Source organism: Microcoleus sp. S13_C5, assembly GCF_036700845.1.
Taxonomy (GTDB): Bacteria; Cyanobacteriota; Cyanobacteriia; order Cyanobacteriales; family Microcoleaceae; genus Microcoleus.
The window spans coordinates 1-24,471 of the sequence record NZ_JAUBPR010000045.1; the positions used below are offsets into that span (position 1 = coordinate 1).

Annotated in this window: 18 protein-coding genes and 1 pseudogene; 6 read left to right on the forward strand and 13 right to left on the reverse strand. The window is 44.8% G+C overall.

What is annotated here, in order from left to right:
- Positions 1-606: 606 nt before the first annotated feature.
- Positions 607-1,618 (forward strand): annotated as a pseudogene (locus QUA04_RS14065) (IS701 family transposase); the annotation flags it as partial.
- A gap of 305 nt (positions 1,619-1,923) precedes the next feature.
- Here the strand turns inward: QUA04_RS14065 and QUA04_RS14070 are convergent.
- The 5 genes from QUA04_RS14070 to QUA04_RS14090 form a co-directional block, all read right to left on the reverse strand.
- A complete protein-coding gene (locus QUA04_RS14070) occupies positions 1,924-2,592 on the reverse strand; it encodes a DUF3318 domain-containing protein (protein ID WP_015178535.1) in 669 nt (222 codons plus the stop codon).
- Between the two features lie 173 nt (positions 2,593-2,765).
- Complete coding sequence (locus QUA04_RS14075; protein ID WP_333257977.1) at positions 2,766-4,394, reverse strand: DUF2079 domain-containing protein; 1,629 nt, start codon at positions 4,392-4,394, stop codon at positions 2,766-2,768.
- Between the two features lie 26 nt (positions 4,395-4,420).
- Positions 4,421-5,197, reverse strand: a complete 777-nt coding sequence (locus QUA04_RS14080) for a polysaccharide deacetylase family protein (protein WP_333257978.1) — start codon at positions 5,195-5,197, stop codon at positions 4,421-4,423.
- Positions 5,190-5,918: a glycosyltransferase gene (locus QUA04_RS14085; RefSeq protein WP_333257979.1), complete on the reverse strand. Its 729-nt coding sequence runs from the start codon at positions 5,916-5,918 to the stop codon at positions 5,190-5,192. Before QUA04_RS14085 ends, QUA04_RS14080 begins: the two co-directional genes overlap by 8 nt.
- A 318-nt stretch (positions 5,919-6,236) precedes the next feature.
- Entirely contained in the window at positions 6,237-6,434 is a 198-nt protein-coding gene (locus tag QUA04_RS14090; protein WP_333257980.1) for a hypothetical protein, read from the reverse strand.
- A gap of 34 nt (positions 6,435-6,468) precedes the next feature.
- Between QUA04_RS14090 and QUA04_RS14095 the strand changes: the two genes are divergently transcribed.
- Positions 6,469-7,395 carry a polysaccharide deacetylase family protein gene (locus QUA04_RS14095; protein ID WP_333257981.1) on the forward strand — a complete coding sequence of 309 codons (927 nt, stop codon included), beginning with the start codon at positions 6,469-6,471 and terminating at the stop codon, positions 7,393-7,395.
- A 206-nt stretch (positions 7,396-7,601) separates the two neighbouring features.
- Complete coding sequence (locus tag QUA04_RS14100) at positions 7,602-9,050, forward strand: DUF5009 domain-containing protein (protein ID WP_333257982.1); 1,449 nt, start codon at positions 7,602-7,604, stop codon at positions 9,048-9,050.
- 80 nt (positions 9,051-9,130) lie between these two features.
- On the opposite strand, the gene QUA04_RS14105 is transcribed toward QUA04_RS14100, so the two are convergent.
- Entirely contained in the window at positions 9,131-10,192 is a 1,062-nt protein-coding gene (locus QUA04_RS14105) for a hypothetical protein (protein ID WP_333257983.1), read from the reverse strand.
- 190 nt (positions 10,193-10,382) lie between these two features.
- On the opposite strand from QUA04_RS14105, the gene QUA04_RS14110 reads away from it, so the two are divergent.
- Positions 10,383-11,435, forward strand: a complete 1,053-nt coding sequence (locus QUA04_RS14110) for an AAA family ATPase (protein ID WP_333257984.1) — start codon at positions 10,383-10,385, stop codon at positions 11,433-11,435.
- A complete protein-coding gene (locus tag QUA04_RS14115; RefSeq protein ID WP_333257985.1) occupies positions 11,419-12,024 on the forward strand; it encodes a HEPN domain-containing protein in 606 nt (201 codons plus the stop codon). Before QUA04_RS14110 ends, QUA04_RS14115 begins: the two co-directional genes overlap by 17 nt.
- A 138-nt stretch (positions 12,025-12,162) precedes the next feature.
- On the opposite strand, the gene QUA04_RS14120 is transcribed toward QUA04_RS14115, so the two are convergent.
- From QUA04_RS14120 to QUA04_RS14140, 5 genes are all read right to left on the reverse strand, one after another.
- The gene (locus QUA04_RS14120; RefSeq protein ID WP_333257986.1) at positions 12,163-12,393 is read right to left on the reverse strand and encodes a type II toxin-antitoxin system HicB family antitoxin; all 231 of its coding nucleotides are present in this window, start codon (positions 12,391-12,393) and stop codon (positions 12,163-12,165) included.
- 121 nt (positions 12,394-12,514) lie between these two features.
- Positions 12,515-13,924, reverse strand: a complete 1,410-nt coding sequence (locus QUA04_RS14125; protein ID WP_216670582.1) for a ferredoxin:protochlorophyllide reductase (ATP-dependent) subunit N — start codon at positions 13,922-13,924, stop codon at positions 12,515-12,517.
- Positions 13,925-14,399: 475 nt separating this feature from the next.
- On the reverse strand, positions 14,400-15,824 hold the full coding sequence (locus tag QUA04_RS14130) for a DUF5331 domain-containing protein (RefSeq protein WP_333257987.1): 1,425 nt from the start codon (positions 15,822-15,824) through the stop codon (positions 14,400-14,402).
- Positions 15,825-15,858: 34 nt separating this feature from the next.
- Positions 15,859-16,725 (reverse strand): ferredoxin:protochlorophyllide reductase (ATP-dependent) iron-sulfur ATP-binding protein, encoded by an 867-nt coding sequence (bchL, locus tag QUA04_RS14135; protein WP_006634709.1) that lies wholly within the window; start codon positions 16,723-16,725, stop codon positions 15,859-15,861.
- A 1,207-nt stretch (positions 16,726-17,932) separates the two neighbouring features.
- Entirely contained in the window at positions 17,933-20,104 is a 2,172-nt protein-coding gene (locus tag QUA04_RS14140) for a CBS domain-containing protein (RefSeq protein ID WP_333257988.1), read from the reverse strand.
- 145 nt (positions 20,105-20,249) lie between these two features.
- Here QUA04_RS14140 and QUA04_RS14145 point away from each other — a divergent pair, with 145 nt between their 5' ends.
- Positions 20,250-22,808 (forward strand): PhoD-like phosphatase, encoded by a 2,559-nt coding sequence (locus tag QUA04_RS14145; RefSeq protein WP_333257989.1) that lies wholly within the window; start codon positions 20,250-20,252, stop codon positions 22,806-22,808.
- A 175-nt stretch (positions 22,809-22,983) separates the two neighbouring features.
- Here QUA04_RS14145 and QUA04_RS14150 read toward each other — a convergent pair whose 3' ends face one another.
- Complete coding sequence (locus QUA04_RS14150; RefSeq protein ID WP_333257990.1) at positions 22,984-23,307, reverse strand: hypothetical protein; 324 nt, start codon at positions 23,305-23,307, stop codon at positions 22,984-22,986.
- A gap of 12 nt (positions 23,308-23,319) precedes the next feature.
- Positions 23,320-24,471: WD40 repeat domain-containing protein (locus QUA04_RS14155; protein WP_333257991.1), on the reverse strand; the 1,152-nt coding region annotated here is incomplete at its 5' end.

Here is a 24,471-nt window from a genome sequence, read left to right on the forward strand (position 1 = left end):
TAATTCCGGCACTGTCTTCTCCATGTGCCTCACCTTATCAGATTTTTTTGGTTTTTGCTACCCCCGTGAACTTCTACCAAAAATATGTTACCTAAATTCTATCAGACTCACTTCCAAAGAGAACTAACCCGCTCTCAATTTTTAGTTCTAGAAATAGTGCTCAACCTCTTAACATCAGAAAAATAGGTGAGATTAGAACGACTTGCTCGCGTATTTCCGTACCCCATTACCACGCTCAAGTCGTCGCCGCAATTTACAAAAATTTTTAGATTTACCCCAGCTTACCTTAACCTGTCTGTGGTTTCCGCTAATTACCTATTGGTTGACAAATTATTGCCAACCCGGACAGAAATTATCGCTCGCGATTGATCGCAACAAATGGGGATGTATTAATCTCAGGACTTACGCACGAACGCTATATATAGCGTACCCTCTTCCGAGACTAACTAGAGCAATTCCTGACGCTACCCCTCGCTAGAAAATCGCCTGAACTATTGCTAGAGTTTATATTTTTTCTGTTTTTTATAAGATTTTTTTCGGGATGGAGGGGACTTAAGAGAAAAGCTTGGCTGTAAAATAGTAAACGAGCCGAAAACTCGATTGCGTATGAAATTTACTACCCTTGACTATTGTCAATATTTACTCAGTAGTCAAATTAATTATACCGTGACCAATCTGGCTGACCATCTCCAGCGGTGCCGCCACGATACTATTAATTTATTATGAAAAACTGAAAAAATCACTTCCCGGATGCTTTGGAAGCAAGTTAAGCTGATTATCCAAACTGATGAAGGAGGTTATCTTTTATTTGACGACACAGTTATTGATAAAAGATTTGCCACTAAAATCGAGCTGACTCGCCGACAATATAGTGGAAACGAAAAACGGGTAATTCGGGGGATTGGTCTAGTTACTTGCATCTATGTCAATCAAAAAAAAGGACTTTTTTGGATAGTGGATTACCGCATTTATGACCCTGATGGAGACGGAAAGACTAAACTAGACCCTGTAGAAGATATGCTCAAAGGTATAGTCTATCACAAGCAATTGCCTTTTGGGAGCGTCTTGATGGATAGTTGGTATGCGACCAAAGATTTAATGCTGTTAATTGATAGCTTGGGTAAGTTTTACTACTGTCCGCTTAAAAAAAATCGATTAGTTGATGATACAGGAGGGGTAGAAAAGTACAAACGAATTGAAAGATTGAGCGGGAGTAATGAGGAAAATGAGTCAGGAAAAATCGTAAAAGTCAAAGGGTTTCCTAATCTAAAAAAAGTGAAATTATTCCGGGTAGTTGCCTCGAACGGCGACACGGAATATGTCGCTACCAACGATATTTCTCAGTCTTCTACGGATGACGTTAAAGATGTGTGCGCCAATCGATGGAAAATTGAGGAGTTTCACAGAGAACTGAAACAACTGACTGGAGTTTCCAAGTGCCAGTGCAGAAAAGCCCGGATTCAAAGAAATCATATTGGGTGTGCTATTCTAGTCTGGCTTAGGCTCAAAGACCTCGCCAATCAGATGAATTTGACTATCTATCAACTTAAAACTTGGACTCTTATCAGACTATTTAAGTCGGGAACTACAAACCCCCACTCTTAAGATGACCAAGGTCAAGTTTTGGCTTTTATATTTCAATTTCCTGGGGTTGGTGAGCCTAGGTTTTAAAGTTGTATCCAGTCCGAAAGGCTTAGCCTTCTCTATTAAGCCAAACGCTATATATAGCGTTCATGCGTAAGTCCTGTTGAAATTTCACGATATTCCCACTCCTGGGGCATTCATACCTTAATTCAGCAACGCCTAATAATTTTCGTGCTTGTCTTGCACCGGGCCACCGCAGTTAACAGTTAACAGCTAACACAGAAGTCAACAGTTAACCGTTAACTGGAAAACCCCCGTAGCAAGCGTCGGGGGATGAGGTTAAGAATTGTAGACGTTTTCTGACTGGGAGGTTTCGCGGGTGATGGGTTTGACTTTGGCTTTGGCTTTGGCTGCGTTGCGTTTGAGGGCCTGGAGACGAGCTTCGTATTTAGCCCGCTGCTGTTTTTTGGAGGTTTGCTCGATTAAGGTTTTTAAGGCGCTGCCGAGGCTTTTGTAGGCGTTTGGGAGAGTGTAGCCGAAGCGGGTGGCCAGGGCGAGGGCTTTTTCGTCGGCGTCTACTGCTTCTTTTAAACTTTTCTCTCCGTTGTTTTTTTGGTAAAGTCTCCAGCCGGAGACGCCGCACAGGGATAGGGCCAGTAACAGCAGCAAGCCGTCTTGCACCCAAAGTTCGCCGACAGCGCCGCCTAAACCAATGGCGAGGGCTGCCATTTCCCAACCGTCTCTGGGGATGGTGTCGTTTTGGATTCTAGCGACTTCGTGCCAAAATAGGAGGTTACGCTGATCCATTGCTAGCTGTTCCCAGCGGATCAGGTCTATTTGGATTTCTACCTGGTCTTTGCCTATTTCTTCGCTGCGGATCAGGGTAGGATTAACTTCTATTGTTTTTTCTACTGTTACCCAACTTTGGAGTTCTGGGGGCAGTATGTTTTTCAAGCGCCGGATCTCACTCATCTCGGCTCTTGCTGTAGAGGTTGCATAGGATGTCATAGCTCCGGCCTATTGATTTTCCAAAGGTTAATATGTGTCTATTTCTGGAGTATAGCAAACCTTGAATCCAAATATAGTCGAGTAACGGGGGTCGATCGACCAATACTGGCAATTTTACTTGATTTTACTCTCAGGGGGCGATCGCAACTGCCTGCTAGATCCTTGACTTTCGACTATTTCATCAACGGTTCGATTTCTTGCCGCAATTTCGACCAAGCCGACAAAACTTCCGGCTTAGAAGTTATGCCTTTTTGAACTAAAACAACTCCGTCCAATACTTCAGCAATTCCGTACAAACCTTGCCGTAGAGCTTCATCGGTAAAACGCACTCCCGCCCGAACTCTACCTCGGTCAACGGGAACTTTTAAATTGTTTTGCTGCAACTGCCACAAATCTAACAGCGCATAATCGACATCGACTACTTTTCCCTCTTCGTCTTTCATCTTCATCACTTCTAAACGAATGATGTTCCGGCGGCCCGAAAGGTGGGAAACGATATAACCGCTGGTAGAAACGCTAGCATCTTGGGGAATCAAACTTAAGACTTTTTTGATATTAGCTGCGTGTCCTAGTTGAGCTGGCAAAGATTGATAAACCCAAGGTTGAAAAGAATAAGGAGAGATGAAATACAAAGCTCGATTCGGATTGGAAGTGTACGTAAGCAGTATTGACAGACCGATACACCCAATCCAGAAGCGGTGGAACCTAGGTTTGAATTTATCTTGATGTTGCGACCACCACAGGATTGTACCGTAAAATAACGCCGGAATTACAGAAAATGTGTAGCGGGTGTTGATAGAAGTAGCGGCCTGATTAACAACTTGCAGCAACAGAACCAGTAAAGGAAAAACAGTCATTAACCAGGCGCTAGGAGCGACCGTAGGTACAAATGCTAGCGGCAACCAATGACCTAAAAGATATAAAATTCGCTTCCTTGCATCTTTAAAAAATACTTCAATTATGAGCTGAGGTTGACTGATAATCGCCCAAAGCAATTCTAGTGTTGACGGGTTCTCGGTTTTAACAAATTGCCTAAAGTAATTAGCTAAGTACAAGCGGGAATTGTCAGCCGAAAACATCGGCATGATTCTATTAGTTATGAACACCACGTAGCTAAAGCTGAGAGCGCACAAAGCTATGCCGACGCGGGGGTAGCGCCGACTGACAATTAAATACGCTCCGATGCCAAACAAGCTAATTCCAGCATCTTCGCGAGTGCCTAATGTCAAAACTGCGAACAGCCAAAATAGCGCCCAGCGCTGCTTTTCTAATGCTAGGAGCAAGCTAAATATAAATAAAGGAATTTGGCAGTGTTCGTAAAAATTTCCCAGCGTCGGACCGATGACACCATTTGCTCCGTAATAGCTGGCTACTATCATTACCGACAGGGGAACAGATAGATAGTGTCTTCCTAAGAAATACAGCACTATTCCGGCTGCTGCAATTAAAGCAACTTGCAAAACTATCAGGGTAATGGGAGATGGAAATAAGGCATAAATCGGCATCCAAATTAGAAAATCGATGACGAAGTGTTGGCCTAAATGGATATAAAATGGGTAGGAAAGTTGTCTGTCTATCAGCGAGGTGCTGGAGGCGGCTGAGGACATTGAACTTTGAAAAAATCTGCCGTGTATGCTATTCCAAAATACTTGGTTAAATAGACCGTGATCGTAGGTGGCTAAGAAGCTTTCATAGCGGATTATGCTAAAACTTAAAACTAATATAAAAAAGATGGTGGCTAGGATTGTAACTTGACGCAATCCTGTTTGATTGTGCCAGTAGTAGAGAAGTTTAAATTTCATATTTTTTGCTGAACGCGATATTTGCTCTAAGGTTGACTGAAGTTGTGCTTAAATTCGGAAATAGAAATAAATTTGCCTTGAGTTTTCAGCTTGGTGAGATATTTTTCTAGTTTTTCAACCATTTTTCTGCCTGAGTCTTTTTTGACGTAACTGGGTAATTTAAACTGGGAAATATCTGTGAATTCCCAGGGGTGAAAGTAGATGTTCAGATAGGAGTCTGTTTCTAGGGTTAGCTGGGTTGCTAATTCTATCATTGAGAGGGGGAAGTTTTTAAAGCTCAACCAAAATAAAGGAAATCTGATTAGAGGAGTGACTGAAATGGGAAGGTTGAGGAGTTTATTCGTATAATATGCAGTTCTCGGTTTAGATAGGTTGTTGTATCGGCCGGGGATGTAAGTTGGATTCATTGATGAGTTGTATTCGTAGCCTGCTTTTTCTATTTCTGCGTCGTCAACTGGCTGAAGTCTTGCCATCCTGAATCCAGTGATTTGAGTATTAGTTATTTGTTCTAAGGTTTGTTTAGATTTTTGTAAATCTTCTATGCAAAATTGAGAGTGGTAAAAGCCGTGGGAGGCGATTTCATGGTGCTTTGAAATTTCTCGGATTGTATCTGGGTTGTGGAGTGCAAAGTTAGCTGTGACAAAAAATGTGGCTGTAATATCTAATTTTTCTATAAGTGCAATAATCTTTGACAATCCTCGATTAGAAATTTCAAATTTGATCTCGGATTCCAGCGGTTGACCGTATTCTTCGGGAATGTCAAATTCTTCTATATCAAAGCTCAACAAAATTGATTTATTCATAGTAGCCTGCCCGGCTATTGGCTCTAATTTTAAATAAGCAGAGCAGCATTTTTAGGGAATCTTTAAATATATTGACTTGAGATGTTTTGTAGATGTGGTGCTGGGAAACTTTGGCGGGAATTTCACCAATGGTATATCCTCTTTTTTTTGCTAAAAAAAGCAGTTCCGCATCAAATGAAAACCCCGTAATTGTTTGGTTTTTAAATATTTCTTGAGCTGGTATTTTGTTAAATCCTTTGAGTCCGGCTTGCATATCTCTATATGGTAGATTCAGAATTTTTCTAGAAATCCAGTTAAAAATTTTGCCGGATATTTTCCGGAGTAAGGTAAGATTTCGGAAGTTTTCTCTATCGAGGTTTCTGCAACCAATTACGACATCAAATTCTTCTAATTTTTCTACTAAGGGTTCGAGGTGTTCGAGGGAGTATGCTAAGTCGCCATCCATGAAGCAAATGCAGTCGGCGTTTACAGATTCGCTGCCTTTTTTAACGGCATATCCTTTGCCTTGACGGTTGCTGTAAGAAATTAGTTTGATGTGATGTGTGGGGAAATTTTTGAGTTTGTTGTCGAGAATTGGCAGTGTATTGTCGGTCGAGCCGTCATTAACAATAATAAAATTGTAACCATGATTTTTTTGAGAAAATTCTAAAATTATGTCAAAGGTTTGGGCTATGCAATTTGCTTCGTTGTAAACAGGCAGAATTACCGCTATCTTCATCATGGTTGTTGCACGGGGCTTTCGGTAAAATATGCTACCACCTCGGGACGTAAATCACAAGTAAAAAAATTACCGATAAAATTTTACAGGAAAATTTACAGATAAAATTTACAGATAAAATTTACAGATAAAATTTACAGATAAAATTTCTGGCGGGGAGAGGTATTGTTAACTGCGGAGGAAAAAATTGACTTCAACTTCGCCTTGAAAGTGCAAAGACGAAGTTGGACTTTTTGGAACCTTTGAACAGCGGGCAGTTTCGGGGTTGGAGGGTGCTGTCGGAATTGCTGCGATCGCCCCGCCCATACTGGCTAATCTATCTCAAATGATGATTTTTGAGCAAGCGGACGATCGCCACTCCTCTAGCACCACTTCTGTCCTGTGAACCGGGGTTGAGGGATAAGTGCGATCGAGACAAATTGTATCATGCTGGAGTTGACCCAGCTTATCTTTAGGGAAAACGCGGGCGATCGACAATCTAGATGCTCCCAACAGCCCGAAAAACCCTCTTACTCCCACCCGAACCTTTTACCTCATGAGGTTGTAATTGTCAATGGTAAATTATTTAGTTAACAAATTGCCGGAGTATTTTCAACAGGGTATTACGCTCCGAAAAAAACGCATTATTAGCTTTTTACTAGCATTTCTCCTAACTTTCATCACTTATCAAGTAATCTTAGAAATCATCACAGTACAAATTCCGATTTTCGGCTTTCACGATATTGTTGACTTTCAGAATCCCCTGGAAATACCGCCACAGCGGCGAGAATTTCCAGGCGACTACAGCCAGCAAAATTTGGAACCTTTTTTAGATTATTTAGTTAGCCATAACTATTGGTTTTTGTCATCCCAAGAGCTTTACGAGTATTTCATAGCAAATCCCAAAAAGCCCGTGCCGAGTGAATATCGCGATCGCCCAAAAGTCATGATTACTTTTGACGACGGAAATAAAAGCATTTATACGCACTTACTGCCGATTTTAGAAACACTCGAAAATAAATACGGCAAAAAAACCAAAGCAGTTGTATTTATAAACTCCGGCTTCTTGGGCCATCAGGCCTCGCTCATAAAAAAGGTAACTTGTCAAGACTTGAGAGACGGAATGCAAAAAGGTCTTTATGATATTCAATCCCACGGACTGAATCACGAAAATTTAACAAAAATTTCTCTGACAGCATTAGACCGAGAATTATCTGAAGATCAAATTAGACTGAGGAAATGCACCCAAGATTTAGACAAAAATCGAACAGTCGCCTCACACATAGCCTACCCGTTTGGCGCTGTCAACAAACAAGTTGACAAATACGTTGCCAAATACTTCTCATCAGGATACTTGTACGACAGTTCAAAATTAAAACTGGGGTTTTTTCCACCCAATAAATACCGAATTTCGAGGTTAACAGTCAATAAAAAACACTCCACAAAAAGACTCAGCAGGCTAGCTTCAGGAAGCTGGCTGCACAAATTAATTGGCAAATAAGCCGGAGATATTCTATCATTTTTGAACAAATAAGATTTTTAGTAATATCATGTGCCGTAAATTAACCGTTATTCCGATCCGGGCTAGGTTCACCATTATCTATCAAAAAGCGCAAAAACTCCAGTAAACCCGCCCCGGCCGATATCTTGCGGTCAACCAACCGTACTTGATATAAATTAGAATCCCCAACATCAGAGATAAAAGACATGGTGAAACAAGAAAATAGTTTAGCAGTTGCTGCCGTTTCCCAACGCGCAGACGCGCTGGATGCCCTGCGCGGACTAGCAGTTTTAGCGATGGTTTTATCCGGTACAATAGCCCGGAAAACATTGCCGGCGTGGATGTATCACGCCCAACTGCCACCGCCGGACCACATTTTTAATAACAAACTGCCGGGATTAACCTGGGTTGATTTAGTTTTCCCCTTCTTTTTGTTTGCAATGGGGGCCGCGATACCGCTAGCTTTGTCGCGCCGCATCGCCAAGGGATGGGATACAAAAAAAGTGATTTTATCTATTTTGCAAAGAGGCTTTTTGTTAGCGTCATTTGCGATATTTCTCCAGCACATTCGCCCGACTACAATTAACCCAGACGCATCCATCCCGCAGAAGTGGTGGATGGCCTTGTTGGGATTTTTAATATTATTTTTAATGTATGTTCGCTGGCCGTCCAGGTGGTCTGTGTGGCGGCGGAGATTTTTAACCCTTGCTGCTTGGAGTGCCGGGATTGGCTTCGTATCTCACATCAAATATCCCAACGGTGTAGGATTTTTACTTAGCCGTAGCGATATTATCTTGATTGTACTAGCAAATATGGCCGTTTTCGGCTCGCTAATTTGGCTGTTTACTCGTTCAGATACGTGGTTGCGAGTGGGATTTTTGGGCTTGCTGTTGGCGGCGCGGCTGTCTTCTCATACTGACGGTTGGATTAATTTAGTTTGGCTGTCCTCTCCTGCACCTTGGCTGTTTCAATTTGATTATTTAAAGTATTTGTTTGTGGTGATTCCCGGTACGATTGTGGGCGATTGGCTGGGTAGGTGGATAGAGTATTGTTCGCCGGAAGAGGCGAGTTATGCTAGCTGGAAGAGTTGGCGCTATTTCAGCATTATGGTTTTGATGTTTGCTGTCAATTTAGTCTTGTTAATTGGGCTGCAAGCTAGATGGGTGTGGCAGACTGCATTAGTGGCGGTCGTGCTGTGTTTGTGCGCTTTGGTTTTGTTGAGAAAGCCAGGGAATGTCACGGAAAATTTATTGAACCGCCTTTACAAATGGGGGTTTTATTGGCTGGTTTTGGGTTTGCTGTTTGAGCCTTATGAAGGAGGAATCAAGAAAGATTCAGCGACGATGAGTTACTTGTTTATAACGGCGGGAATGGCGATTTTGCTGTTGATTGGGTTGATGATAATTATCGATGTCTTTCACAGAAAATGGTTTTTGCAGTTGTTTATTGATAACGGGGTGAATCCGATGATTGGCTATGCAGGATTTGCGAATATTATCTGGCCGGTTCTGGTTTTAAGTAAATTGGAACCGGTGATTATTGAGATGACTTCAACCAATCCGTTTATGGGGTTTTTGAGGGGATTGGGATATACGACGATTCTGGCGTTAATTGTGGTAGTGTTTACGAGGTTTAAACTGTTTTTGAGGACATAAATTTTGAGGCTTGTAGTAAGAAGTTTAGTGCTGTTTGATTCAAACTAAGGGAGAGGACTTCCGTCCTCTCTACGAACTTATTAAGATTGGAGCGACTTCAAAATACCGCTTTCCAACTGATAAATTGCTGCCATAATCCCGCTTTCAGGATTTGTGAGCAGGGACTTTTTGACATCTTTTAAGTATTCTACAATGTGTGCCCGCAAAATCGGTCTTTCTACTTTGACTGTGTGATTGTAATCCCACAAATCCCAGATAATAATCCCGATGCCGACAATCGGGTCGATTAAACTTACTCCCAACTGACTAGCAACTGTACCGCCTGTTTTTGTTGCCATTTTGGCGGCGGCTTTGCTGGCAACTTTTGCGGTAACTTTGCTGCCAACTTTAGTTGCTACTCCCAAAATTAAGGGTTTAGCAATTAAGTAGCCGCTGCCCCCAACTAATACTTTTAATGATAAATTAGAGACGTTTCCTTTGTCGCTAATTGTGGTGGCAATATCGTTGAGATATTTGTCCCACTGTACTTGCGGTATATTATAATTGTTTTGAACAACTTTCACATTCTTGCTAACTTCGGCTATGTACAAGTTAGCAGTATCTTGAGTGATTAATTGAAATCGCAGTTGAGCGTTTTTGGGTACGAGTACGCGGTTAGCAAATTCTCTTTGAAAGTCTTCGGTTAATTTTTCGGAAACAGCTTGAGATGCTGCTGTCATATCAAATCTGTTGAGTACGGCAGATTTCACGAAATTAAAAGGTACGGTAAACTCCATCTTTTTTTGATTGAAGTAATCGAAGTACCAATCGAGGAAGCTATTGTCTACTCGTGCAATTACTTCGGCTTCCCATTTGTCCAATTCTTGGGAGGCGAAAGTTTCGGCTGTTGTATGGGATAGTTGGATAGCGTTTTTAATGTCTTGGTTGACTTTGCTAAAATCGTGTGGCGGCGAGACTACAACTGCTGTGGTTCCCGTATTTGTTAGTGACTGGGAAATTAGAAAGTTACCTAATAGGGGAATGATGACTACTAAAATTACAATCGTCCAAATCATCGGTGTCACTGTTTTGATAAACTGACCGATAACTCTGAGACGTTCTGTTTTCTCTGAATAGCTAATTTCTTCCTTGTCTTGACTCATGGCGGTTTCTCAACTGATGAGAGTTGGGCTAGTTTCGATTATAGGCGGCGCTTCCTGAATTGTGTTACGGGCGTGTGACCTGAGATTCTGGAAAGGTTGGGGAAAAGTGCGCCCTTTCATCCCTGACTGTATAATAGTCATAGCCTTAGTTATAGCTCAGGTACTGACTTCCCCAAAAGTATAAAAAAAGATGGTTCAGAAAATAGCTCTATTTAATCACAAGGGCGGCGTTAGCAAAACAACCACTACATTTAATCTAGGATGGATGTTAGCCACCAAGGGAAAAAAAGTAATCATAGTCGATGCCGATCCGCAATGCAACCTCACAGGAATGGTTTTGGGGTTTTCAACTAAGGAAGATCTAGAGGAATTATATCAAAAAAACCAGAATATTAAATCAGGCTTAGCACCTGCATTTGAATCAAGGCCTAAGCTAATTGAGGCTGTAGATTGTTTACCAGTAGAAAGGTGCAAGGGTCTGTTTTTGTTGCCCGGTCATGTTGGACTTGCTGAATATGAGGTAACATTAGGCATGGCACAAGAGCTAAGCGGTTCAATTCAAGCACTGCAAAACTTACCTGGTTCAATTTCCTATCTTTTGCAAAAAACAGCCGATAAATTTGAGGCAGATTATATTTTGATTGATATGAGTCCAAGTTTAAGCTCAATTAATCAGAACCTGCTGATGAGCAGTGATTTTTTTATACTTCCCACAAGTCCTGACTTTTTTTCAGTAATGGCGATCGATTCTTTAGCAACAATTTTGCCAAAATGGTATGCTTGGGCTCAAAAAGCTTCAGAAATGAGGATTTTGAAAGATGCGGTCTATCCATTTCCCAAAGTTACACCGCGCTTGCTTGGGACTATTGTTCAAAATTATAGAATCAGAGATGGACAGCCTGCTGAGGCTTTTCAAAAGTGGATTAATGCCATTGAAAAAGCTGTTTCCGCTAGATTAATGCCGTCTTTGCGAGAAAATAGTATGCTGCTCGCTCAAACAATGTACGAATCTCAAGACATCGACCGTGATTTCTGTCTTGCAAAAATTTCGGATTTTAATATCCTTATTCTTGTGTCTGAAGAGCATAAAACACCCGTTTTTGCTCTAACTTCTCAGCAAATAGAGCAGGTAATCAGTAGAGTTTTAAACACCACTCCAGAAGCACAAAAAAAATTCATAAATACTTTTGATAGACTAGCCGATAAAATTATTTATTTAGCCTCCCATGCAGTCAGCAATTGATCTATTTGGCATCTGTATTCGTCGCGTTCGGGATCTAATTGCTCTGCATCATTCTCTAAAAGCTCAAGCGAGCAGTGTTCTGGATATTTCAGATATGCTAAGAGCTGCACTTGTTCTAGCGGTCAGCGCTTTGGATTACTATATTCACGAAGTTGTCAGGATCGGAATGTTAGAAATTCATCGGGGGCTACGTCCTGAACCTCCAGGATTTTCGGGGTTTCAAATTTCACGGGGTAACGCTCGTGCAGGTATAAACGCAGGACAAAATATTGATTCCTCGTTAGAAGATGTAATTCGCGAACGCCACAGCTACAAAAGTTTTCAGAAGCCAGATAAGATAGCTAAAGCTGTGCTGCTGATTTGCGATAAAAATTTGTGGGAAGAAGTCTCTACTAACATGAGTAGGCCTGCTCAAGATATAAAACAACAATTAAATCTGATTGTCGATCGCCGAAATAAGATTGCACATGAAGCAGATATAGATCCTACATTATCAATAGGCAATCGCTGGCCTATTGATGAACTATTAGTTAATGAAGCGGTTGATTTTATTGAGCAAGTTGTTGAGAGCATACACAATATTTTGTAACCCGCGACGATTAATTAAAAAAGCGATCGCACACTTCATCCGCGTTAATCTGCGTTAATCTGCCTGTATCAGCGGTTCACAAAAAAAGAAAAGAGCGATCGCCCTTTAACCCTCCCTCAAACTCGATCGTCCTTTATGCTAAACATCAGCCGCAGGTAAAGGAATCTCATCGCCGCACTCATAAGCAGTCTCTACCCACAATTCCCTAGCTTCCTGAATATTATCCATCGCTTCCGACAAAGTTTCCCCCACAGACATACAACCCGGAAGGTCTTTTATTATGGCGGTATAACCTTCAGATTCTGGATAAAAACTGATAGCATATTTCAGGCTCAAGTAATAATCTAGAGATTTAAGGTTGACTTCCATCTTCTAATTAAAAGTACGATCGCACACTTCATCCGCGTTAATCTGCGTCAATCCGCCTACATCAGCGGTTCCCAAAAAAATAAGGTGAGCAAAGCCCACCCTACTATCTTACTAAAAACGATTAAACCTTCGCTTCATTCTTCACCAAATTACCCCAACCCAAATCCTTCAGCGAATTATTCCGGCGCAGCGGACGAGTCACCAACTCCAAAATATCCCGCGCATTACCAAAGCCGTGAATCTGAGCAAAAGTAAACTCAACAGACCACTTAGTATTAATTCCCCGCGCTTCCAAAGGATTAGCGTGAGCCATACCAGTAATCACCAAATCAATATTCTGCTCGTAAATCCGCTGAAGCTGATTGTAATTGTCTGGTTTCTCCACAATCCGAGGAGTAGGAACTCCCATCTCGTGACAAGTCTTTTCTAACAAAGCCAACTCGGCCGCTTGATAGCGCTTGTCCATGTAAGGAATGCCAATTTCCGGGCAAGTCATGCCGCAGCGAATCAAGAAACGTGCTAAAGAAATCTCCAGCAAATTGTCTCCCATAAAGAAGACAGATTTGCCGCGAATTATTTGCAGGTAATCTTCCAAACCAGCCCAAATTTGCGCTTCCCGTTCGTCCAAACCTTTTGGTTCAATTCCCAACACTGAGCAAATCTTTTCAATCCAAGCGCGAGTTCCGTCAGGGCCGATCGGGAATGGCGAACCAATTAGCTTACACTTGCGGCGGCGCATCAACGTAGAAGCTGTGCGCGACAAAAACGGATTCATGCCAGATACATAATAGCCTTCTTCCAAGACTGGCAATTCAGTGTAGCGCTTGGAAGGAAGCCAACCGGAAACTTTAATTCCTTGCTTCTTCAATTCTAGAGTTAGCTGAGTAACAACCGGATCGGGCAAAGAACCGAAAAGTACCAGCGGCGTGTGCTTGACATATTCCGATTCATCTGCTGCAACTTCCTCTTTTTTCTTGCCGAAATTCAGCAGTTGAGAGATAGCATTGCGTTCTTGTTTCTGAGATTCCATCACGGGCGCTTTCTCAGGGCATTTAGCAGCCATCGCTGCTAAAACGGTATCTTCCCCTTGAGTAAAAGCGTAATCCAAGCCGTTAGCGCGCGCTGTGACGATGGGAATGCCAATTTCTGCTTCCAGCTTCGGCGCTAACCCTTCCAAATCCATTTTGATGATTTCGGTGGTGCAAGTGCCGATCCAGACAATTACACTGGGGTTACGATCGCGCTTAATTTGCAAGCACAGCCGCTTCAACTCATCATAATCGTTTAACTGAGCGGAAATATCGCCCTCTTCCAACTCAGCCATCGCATAGCGAGGCTCAGCAAAAATCATCACGCCCATGGCGTTTTGCAAGAAATAGCCGCAAGTCTTGGTACCGATGACCAAGAAAAAACTATCTTCAATTTTTTGATAAAGCCAAGCTACGCAGCTAATCGGACAAAATGTGTGATAATTGCCTGTTTCGCATTCAAAGTTTAAAGCTTCCGGTTCATTAGTAGTAATAGCAGTCATATCTCAAATCTTCTCCCTTTAAATTGTTTTCCGTCTTGCACAGGACTTCCGGCGGAGCGAGGAAACACCTGGATTTTGCGATCGTCTCGGTGCGATCGCCCAGGAGAGGAATAGGTTATTTTTCCTCTCAATCACGAACAGGCGCAGTGGCGAGAAAACACCTGTTTTGCGCGATCGCGACGCACAGCGAACAATAAATAGAAATACCTATTTTTGGGCTAATTCCTCTGAAAAATAGATGCAGCCAAATCAATATTTCCGCAGCCACAGCATCCCAAATTTGAGCTAAAAAATTCTGCGCGAGGGCCTACAATCCCTCACAGCAGGGATTTAGTTTTCTTCAACTCGCTAAGGCAAAAAGCCTTTTGGCAGTTGTGAGTTGGAGCTAATTAAAAATTAACAACTCGCAACTCACAACTCACAAATAGAGCGGAAAACTTCAAGACTACAACAGATGCGGGCGATCGCAACAACCTCACTTAAAATCAGATAAAAAGCCGGAAATTTCTTCATCCTCATCGTCGGAATCCAAATCGCCGAGACCTAGAGCATCTAAATCATCTTCGTCAGGATCTCCGGTAGTTGCTTCCCCCAGATCGTCCAGTCCGAGATCGTCGAGGTCATCGTCATCCGATACAGAGAAATCGTCAATACCGTCATCGTCCAAGTCGCCCAGATCCATGTCTAGGTCATCTGAGGTCGCTGTCCCAAAAGGATCGGGTATTTCTTCGGCGACAAACTCTGCATCTTCTTCCCCAAACGGATCGGAAATCCCCGATTCGAGATCTCCAGAGGTCAAAGTCCCAAATTGTGAGGCTTCTTCTTCCTCGTCATCGCCCAGGTCGAGACCGCCCAAAGCCGAGGCTTCATCTTCCTCGTCATCATCGCCGAGGTCGAGACCGCCCAAAGCCAAGGCTTCATCTTCCTCGTCATCATCGCCGAGGTCGAGACCGCCCAAAGCCAAGGCTTCATCTTCCTCGTCATCACCCATATCAAAGTCAGATACGGCGTCTTCCTCATCGTCGCCCATATCGAAGTCAGATACGGCGTCTTCCTCATCGTCACCCATATCAAAGTCAGATACGGCGTCTTCCTCATCGTCTTCGAGACCGAGACCGTCCAAAGCCGAGGCTTCTTCCTCGTCATCGTCCATGTCGAAGTCGGAGACTGCTTCTTCCTCGTCATCGTCCATGTCGAAGTCGGAGACTGCTTCTTCCTCGTCATCGCCCAGGTCGAAGTCGGAGACCGCTTCTTCCTCGTCATCGCCCAGGTCGAAATCTGAGACTGCTTCTTCCTCAAACTCATCGAAGGATTCGTCGTCGGAGCTCAGTGCTGACGCAGCAGCAGCCAGGCCGGCGGCTCCGGCGACTACTCCGGCTGCTGCTAAGGCCGCACCGCCCAATTTATTAGATTTGGCATCAGCGGGTGCAGCAGTTGCAGTTTGAGCTGCTGCGGGTGCAGCAGTTGCAGTTTGAGCTGCTGCGGGTGCAGCAGTTGCAGTTTGAGTCGCTGCGGGTGCAGCAGTTGCCTTTTGAGCCGCTGCGGGTGCAGCAGTTGCAGTTTGAGCTGCTGCGGGTGTTGGAGATTTGCCGGCAGTCTGCGGCGCGAGATTTGAGGGCATACCCAGCGCGATGTCCGGGTCAAAATTTAGCCCCAAAACTTCGATCAGGCTGTCTGCATCCGGCTTGAGTTTTGAGAAGGGCAGCATTAATTGCTGGAGTTCCGGCTCCAGGGCAGCCGCAATTCCCAGGATGAGGTAAGAAACAGGCCTTTTCCCGCCGTCGGGTGTGGCGACCGTGTTGTCAGCCGTCATGTGCAGGAGCAGCCAAGCCCGATTTACCTGGTAGTAGTCCAACCACTTCTGTTTGAGAGCAACTGAAAAAGTATCAAAAAAAGCCATAACCTCTTTATCCTCATCCTGATCGCTAGACCTATTAAACCATCATCAGGTCTAGCTCATCTTCCTCCTTCTTGACCACCGGTTGCACTGGATTTAGATAAAAATCTGAAAGTAAGGCAAATAATTCGCGATCGGGCGTGTCGTTGGGCACTACTCCTTCGGGCATTGCCAAAATCTGGTCAGCGATGTTGAGGTAGTAATCGCAGACGTAGTTGAGGGAAGGATCGCTTTCGGCCATCTCAAACAATGTTTTGCCTTTGACGCGAGAAACTCTGATGTCTTCAATCAGGGGCAGCACTTCCAGCACCGGCATCGGTACAGAGTCTATGTACTTGTCGATCAAGTCGCGCTTTGAGGTGCGGTTGCCAATTAAACCGGCGAGCCGCAACGGGTGAGTGCGGGCTTTTTCGCGGACTGAGGCGGCGATGCGGTTGGCTGCAAATAAAGCGTCGAACCCGTTGTCGGTAACAATCATGCAGTAATCGGCGTAGTTCAAGGGGGCTGCAAAACCGCCGCACACTACGTCACCGAGCACGTCGAACAGGATGATGTCGTATTCGTCGAAGGCATTGAGTTCTTTGAGGAGTTTGACGGTTTCACCGACTACATAGCCACCGCAGCCAGCTCCTGCGGGAGGGCCACCTGCTTCTACGCAGTCAACGCCGCCGTAGCCTTTGTAGATGACATCTTCGGGCCAAACGTCTTCGTAGTGATAGTCCTTTTGCTGAAGGGTGTCAATAATTGTGGGGATCAAGAAGCCAGTGAGGGTAAATGTGCTGTCGTGCTTTGGATCGCAACCGATTTGCAAAACTTTCTTGCCGCGCTTGGCTAGGGCAACGGAGATGTTGCAGCTTGTTGTCGATTTGCCAATTCCACCTTTTCCGTAAACTGCGAGTTTCACTCTTTGTTCTCCTATAGGTTTCTATCAAAACGATGAGGGCTGGGTTTTCATGCTTTTTTTCGATCGCCCAATTGCAATAGCCCAATTGCAATATCCCAATTCCAATTCCCTTACTGTCAGTCGATTTGAGATTTCAGATTTGAGATTAAAGAATCGACTCCACAGATGAATCTGGGGCTTCTCTCTAACTAAAATTTTCTATCTCGACGACTTTTGTTTGGGGCTTGTATCCGTCTTTGGGTTAGACCAATTTTGGACTCTGCCCTTAGTCACCTCGTTGAAAGCATTATTAGCTAACTTGCGATGAAAAGAAAGGGGGCGTCTAAATGAAAATGCTAGTAAATCTGTTTATTTTGCATCTTTGGGAATCTTAACTGGTTTTTTGAGATAAAAATCTATTTTTATATTATTTTTATATTTTAAAGTGATTTTAGAATACTTTCTTAATATAAAGAGGTACAAAAATAAAACAAAAATTAACTTCTCAAACAATCTGGGCTTTTGGCTTTGGGGCTAGGATGCAGGCAGTTGATGGCTTGTGCGGGTAACTGGAACGCTCATAAAGACGCTAGTGGATGAGGCAAACTCGAAGTGAGTTCGGATCAGTTGGGTCAGAGGAAGGCAAAGTTATGGGATTTTAGATTTTAGATTTTAGATTTTAGATTGGCAAAGATTGATTTTGCTGGGGTTTCGGGTGTTTTGTAAAAAATTGTGAATTTTTAGGAAATGGTGGCGAGTCGGAGAGTGGGGGAGTGAGTCGGGAAGAGGGAGAAAGTTATGGGATTTTAGATTTTAGATTTTAGATTGGGAAAGATTGACTTTGCTGGGGTTTCGGGTGTTTTGTAAAAAATTGTGAATTTTTAGGAAATGGTGGGGAGTCCGAGAGTAGGGAGTGAGTCGGAGAGTGGGAGAGTGGATGGGGAGAGGAAGGGATTGGGAGAATATGATGTCTTCCCATGACTACTGATACCAGTTGAAAAAAAGAATGCAACTGTAGGCCCGTGATCCAAACCACGAGCTTAATGAGTCATTTCCAATTCTTCACTTTTTCAATCTAAAATCATCTAAAATCGTATGATACCAGTAGAAAAAAAGAATGCAACTGTAAGCCCGTGATCCAAACCCCGGGCTTCATGAGTCATTTCCAATTCTTCACTTTTTCAATCTAAAATCTACAATCTAAAATCTAAAATCCTATGACTGCTGATTAATGACAACTGAGGATCGGAATCTCGATCGCAAACTCAGTACCCCGTCCAGCTTCCGAAACACAGTCGAGGCGCCCCCCGTGCTGTTCGACAATTAAATGGTAAGAAATCGACAGTCCCAACCCAGTACCCTTGCCGACTGGTTTGGTAGTAAAAAACGGGTCAAATAATTGGCGGCGAATCTCCTCCGGTATGCCCCGCCCGTTGTCGGAAATGCGGATTGCGACAAAATCGCCACCAACAACTTCAGTACGAATTGTAATAGTGGGAAGAGTCAATGGAGAACTAGGATCTGACGGGGGTGAATTTTCCCCATTTCTCCTCGCCCATTCCCCTTTCTGGATTTCTTCATCCAAAGCATCAATAGCATTGCCGATAATATTCATGAACACCTGATTGATCTGACCGGCACAGCACTCGATCTGGGGCAAATTGCCATATTCTTTAATAATCTGGATAGGTGGATGTCCGCCGTGGGGTTTGAGTCGGTGCTGCAAAATCAACAAAGTGGTTTCGAGTCCCTCGTGAATGTCAACGAGCTTGATGTTAGATTGATCCGATCGCGAAAAATTACGCATCGACACAACTATTTGGCGGATGCGCTCGGTTCCTACTTGCATAGAAGACACTAGCTTAGATAAGTCTTCTACCAAAAAATCGACTTCCATCTCTGCTGCTGCTTCCCGAATTTCCGAGACTGGTTCGGGATAGTGCTGCTGGTAAAGTTCCAACAGTTGGATCAATTCTTTGATGTAGTGGCTGGCGTGGGAAAGGTTGCCGTAGATAAAATTAACAGGATTGTTAATTTCGTGAGCGATACCGGCAATCATTTGTCCCAAGGAAGACATTTTTTCGGTTTGCACTAATTGAGTTTGAGTTTGTTGCAACTTTCGCACAGTTTGCTCTAATTGCTGCGCTTGATTTTTCAAGCAAGTTTGCTTTCGCCGCAGCACTTCTTCGACTTTCTGGCGCTTGATAATATCCCGTCTCAACAATTCATTTGATTCTAAAAGTTGAGCGGTGCGTTCTTCAACTTGTTTTTTTAAGTCGTCGTGAGCTTGGCGCAGGGCTTCTTGGGCCCGCTGTCGCTCTAAAATTTCTTGCTGCAAAAGTTCGTTGGCTTTCTGCAATTGGGTGGCTCGATCGTCCACTGCTTGTTGCAACAGCTCGATCGTCCCATACATCTCAGATTGGTTAAAAACTTGCGGCAAACTTGTCTGAGAGACAACGCCCAAAAGTTCTCCCTGGCTGCCAACTACTACCAAACGGCGGACGCAGTGGCGCTGCATGGACTGGTGGACACTCCAGAGGGAATCGGCGGGAGATATGCAAAATAAAGGCGCACTCATGGCCCTTGCTGCTGGGATTTCCGAGAGGTTGAGTTCGAGGGCGTGAAACTGTACGATGTCGCGCTCGGTGACAATGCCGATCGGAATTTGATAATTTTGTGTTGGTGCGATCGGCTGCTCTGGATGCTGAATTGGCTCTTCGACAATGACGACGGAACTAACTCGATGCTTGACCATGAGCTGGGCTAAATCGAGGGCTGAGGCCGTTGTTGGCGCAGAAATGACTTCTTTGGTCATGACATCTGCTGCACAGCGCAAATTGGTTAGCAAGTTAACCGGTTGCAGGGCTTCGTGAATGGCTTCGCGGGTGATGATGCCGAGAAGTCGCGAGTCCTCGTCCACTACGGGCAAATGCCGGATCTGGTGCTGGCGCAACGTGAACATAGCTGTGAAAATATCTTGAGACTCGGATTGTTTGAGGGTAATCGGCGATCGAGTCATTACATCAGCAATTGTCAGTCCGACTGTACAAGCTGCGACGGTAGTTAGCTTGACGATATCCCGTTCTGTAAAAATGCCGATCGGGCGATTATCTTCGACGACTAAGACGCAACTGCGCTTGGCTGCGCTAGCAAGAGCGTTTTGTTTTTCGCCACAAAGCTGACAGGAGACGCGCATCGGGTTCATGAGAGCCAACACGTGGGCGATCGGAGTTTCTGGAGCCACGGTGAGGGGGTGGCGGTCGATCGCCCGATCTAAAGGTGACGAGTAGAGAGGCCGGCTGTTGGGGCGTTCGGCAGGTTCTGAAGGTTCTGATGATTTAATTACGGGCAACTGCGGGGCTGAATCTAGGAAATGCTGTAATTGTTCTTCTTGTAGCATGATTATTAATTTTAGTTAATGAATTGTTACAATTTGGCCGACTTGGGTTGGCAGACTTAGCATTAATTAAGCGGGTGACAGATGCTCGATCGCCTAAAATCTGATTGATAGAGCGCCCTTATTTAATTTTTATTTTTTAAATCCTATGTCGTGGACTCCATTAAGTCATAGAATTCATCACTTGCCGCTGATCCTGGCGGGCCCGATTTTGCGCCGGACTGAAGCTCAGGCAGTGACTGTTTGGCTCGCTCTGAAAGCACCCCGCCAAGTCGAACTCAAGGTTTATTCGACAGAGGGCGGAACCGGCGAAATTGTCGATCTGCCCTTGCTGCAAGGTACGAACTCTACCGTGCAGCTCGGCAAATACCTGCACGTAGTCGCGGTGACTGCTAAACCAATTAACAGCAATGTCTTGACATCAGGGCAAGTTTATGCTTATGACATCAAGTTTGCTGGGAGTAGCGAGTCGAACGTCGGGGTGGCAGTCCCAGAAAATGAGAAAGAAAATCTCATTTCTTGCCTGTGGCCGGCCTCCCCTAATTTGTCGGCTTTGGGGCCGGAGACGATTAGTTATTTCGCTCACCAGTTGCCCACTTTTGCCCTGCCGCCGCAGGATTTAAACTATTTGCGTATCGTTCACGGTTCTTGTCGCAAGCCCCACGGAGACGGCAGAGATGCCCTACCAATCTTGGATAATTCGATCGAACAGTTTGCAGGTACGGCAAATAGCAGACCCCACCAACTGTTTTTAACGGGCGACCAAATTTACGGCGACGACGTTGCCGATGCGATGCTGTGGGCCTTGACTGACGCTGGCGATACACTGTTGGGCTGGGAAGAGAGTTTACCCCTGATGGATGATGCCCAAATAAAAAAGAATTTGTGTATCAGTATACCTAAAAATTCGGAAAACGAAAATGTAGTTGCCCAAGAAAGGGAAATTTTTAGAGAGTCGCCAATTCAGAAACCGTCTGATGCTGAGTATCAGTCCAAAAAACCCATTGAGTTAAAACCGGGGACTCGCAGCGATATTGCCAGAGATTTTGGCGGCTTTACGGCGATGTTGGTGAATAAACCCAACAATGCTAAAAGTCACTTGTTTAGCTTGGGCGAATATTATGCGATGTATTTGTTAGTTTGGTCGCCTGTACTTTGGTGCGAGCGTTTTCCGAAGGGTAAGGATATTTGCCCAAATTCTAAGCAGGCAAAAGTCTGGGATAGAGAAGTTGTTGAACTTGACGGTTTTGCTCGAAATTTGTGGAGGGTGAGGAGGGCGCTAGCGAATATTCCTAGTTATATGATTTGCGATGACCATGATGTTAGCGACGATTTGTATTTGAATCGAGAGTGGTGTTACCGGGTGCTGGGGAAGCCGCTGGGACGACGGGTGGTGCAGAATGCTTTGCTGGCTTACGCTGTGTTTCAGGCTTGGGGAAATACGCCCGCACAGTTCGATCCGGAAAAACCGGGAGATAAATTATTAAAGGCTGCTGAAAAATGGTCGAATTCTGGAGGGAATGATGTTTCTGCTTGGGAGGAGGCGGCTTCGTATTTGGGAATTCCAAGACTCGACCCAAAAACTCATTTGCCTAAGTTGAAATTAGATGAAGATGTTTTTATTTTGGATCGGGATGGCGAGGGTCTAAGTGAGGTTTTGAATTGGCATTTTACTGTGAGAAGTTTTAAGCACGAGGTGATTGTGCTGGATACGCGGAGTTGGCGGGGGTATCCGGTGAAAAGCGCGATCGAGCCCCCAATGCTTTTGACTCACAAAGGTTTTGAGGAACAAATTCAGCAGCCTTTGAAGGAGACAGAGTTGCTGAATAAAACTGGGGAGTTTGAGATTGAGGCGACGCTGGTGGTTGTGCCGACAAATTTGGTGGGTTTGTGGATTATTGATGCGGTGCAAAAGTGGGATGTGGAACAGGGGAAGGTTTTTAATAGTGATGCGGGGGATGCTTGGAATTTTCATGAGTTGGCTTTTGTGAAGCTGTTGTCGGAGTTTTTTAAGCAGCGCGATCGGGTGATTCTGTTGACGGGGGATATTCACTATGCTGCTGCTGTGCGACTGAGTTATTGGTCTGATTGTCATTTTGGCGATTCTAGAGCGAATATTGAGCCTTTGAAGCGGGCGAATTATCAATCAAATTGTCAATATTCTGTGTTGGCGCAGTTGACTGCTAGTGCTTTTATCAATGAGGAGTGGAAAACGCATTTAATTCATACTAAGATTAAGTCGCTGTTTCCTGAGCGATCGCACCAATGTTTGGGATGGAATGAGCCGCTGGAATTAATGAAAATTCCCATGGGTAGCAGAAAGAAGGCTTTGGCTGCTGCTGTCAAAAATAAACAATCTCTGCCTGATTGGGGCTATAGGGTTGACTGGATTAAACGACAAAAAGCTCGGATGTTTTTGCACCTAGAAAAGGGAACTGCGTCAAATAGATCGCATACAGATAAACGATTGTCACTGCTACGTAGGTTGTGGAATTTTATATCGCTGTTGTGGCGCAATCGCTGGCTGCAAGAGGGTGATGAGATTGTGGGATATAGCAATATTGCGATTGTCAGTTTTCAGTGGCCTGCTGATGGTGATGGGGAGAAGGCGGTGATGCAAAATGTTTATTGGCGGCCGCTTTGGGCATCGGATAGTGTGGTTTACAGTCAATATTTTGTGCCGCTGGGATTGGATGAGGATGATTAGATTACTGATTTCTTGAAGAAGTCGGGGATTTCGATATGGGTACAATATTGTGATGGGTTTGTGGCAGTGTGGGCCGGGGGTTTCAACCCCTGGCGGACTCGCGGGCGAACCAACTGGCTTTCCCTGCGCGGACAAACTAACGGACTAACAAATCGAATTCGATCGCACATTTCTCTCAAATTCGATCGCCCATCCACAAAAAACCCGATCGCCCATAAACCCAAAAATCCGATCGCACATAAACCCAAAAACCCGATCGCACATTTCTCTCAAATTCGATCGCCCGATCAACAAAAAACCCGATCGCACATAAACCAAAAAATCCAATCGCCCCAATCAACACAAAAACCCGATCGCACATTTCCCGATCGCCCGATCGCACATTTCCCGATCGCCCGATCGCACATTTCCCGATCGAATGCGACAATCGGATGCAACCATCGACAACACGGCAAGGTCGGACACCGCACCGTGCCGTTTCCCTACCCCAAAAAATCATCGCCCATTTCTCTCAAACATCGCCCAAATCCCCCATTCCCTCCAAACGCAGGAAATGCACCCGGCCCGACGAATCCCCCGCTACAACTGTCACCGCATCAGGGGCGATCGCACAGCATTGAAATCGATACTCTCCGTTGATACTAGCAATTTCTTTGCCGCTGAGCAGATCCCAGATTTTGAGAGCGTTATCCCAAGATGCGGAAATCGCGGTGAGGCCGTCTGGTGCGATCGCCACTGCTGTTACCCAGTCAGTATGACCGGTGAGGGTTCTAACTTCGGTACCTGTCTCGGTGTCCCAGATTTTCAGGGTGTTATCCCCGGAAGCGGAAATCGCTGTTTTGCCGTCTGGTGCAATCGCCACTGCATTTACCAAGTAAGCCTGACGGGTGAGGGTTCTAACTTCCGTACCTGTCTCGGTGTCCCAGATTTTCAGGGTTTCAGATGAAGCGGAAATCGCGGTGAGGCCGTCGGGTGCGATCGCCACTGCTTCTACCAGGTTAGTATGACCGGTAAGGGTTCTAACTTCGGTACCTGTCTCGGTGTCCCAGATTTTCAGGGTTTCAGATGAAGCGGAAATCGCGGTGAGGCCGTCGGCTGCGATCGCCACTGCATTTACCGAGTTAGTATGACAGGTGAGGGTTCTAACTTCGGTACCTGTCTCGGTGTCCCAGATTTTCAGGGTTTTATCTATTGAAGCGGAAATAGCTGTTTTGCCGTCGGGTGCGATCGCTACTGCATGTACACGGCTAGTATGACCGGTGAGGGTTCTAACTTCGGTGCCTGTCTCGGTGTCCCAGATTTTCAGGGTTTTATCGGCTGAAGCGGAAATAGCTGTTTTGCCGTCTGGTGCAATCGCCACTGCATTTACCAAGTAAGCATGACGGGTGAGGGTTCTAACTGCGGTACCTGTCTCGGTGTCCCAGATTTTCAGGGTGTAATCCCCTGAAGCGGAAATCGCTGTTTTGCCGTCGCGTGCGATCGCCACTGCATTTACCGAGTCAGTATGACCGGTGAGGGTTCTAGCTTCCGTACCTGTCTCTGTGTCCCAGATTTTCAGGGTTTGATCTATTGAAGCGGAAATCGCTGTTTTGCCGTCTGGTGCGATCGCTACTGCATTTACACGGCCAATATGACAGGTGAGGGTTCTAACTTCGCTACCTGT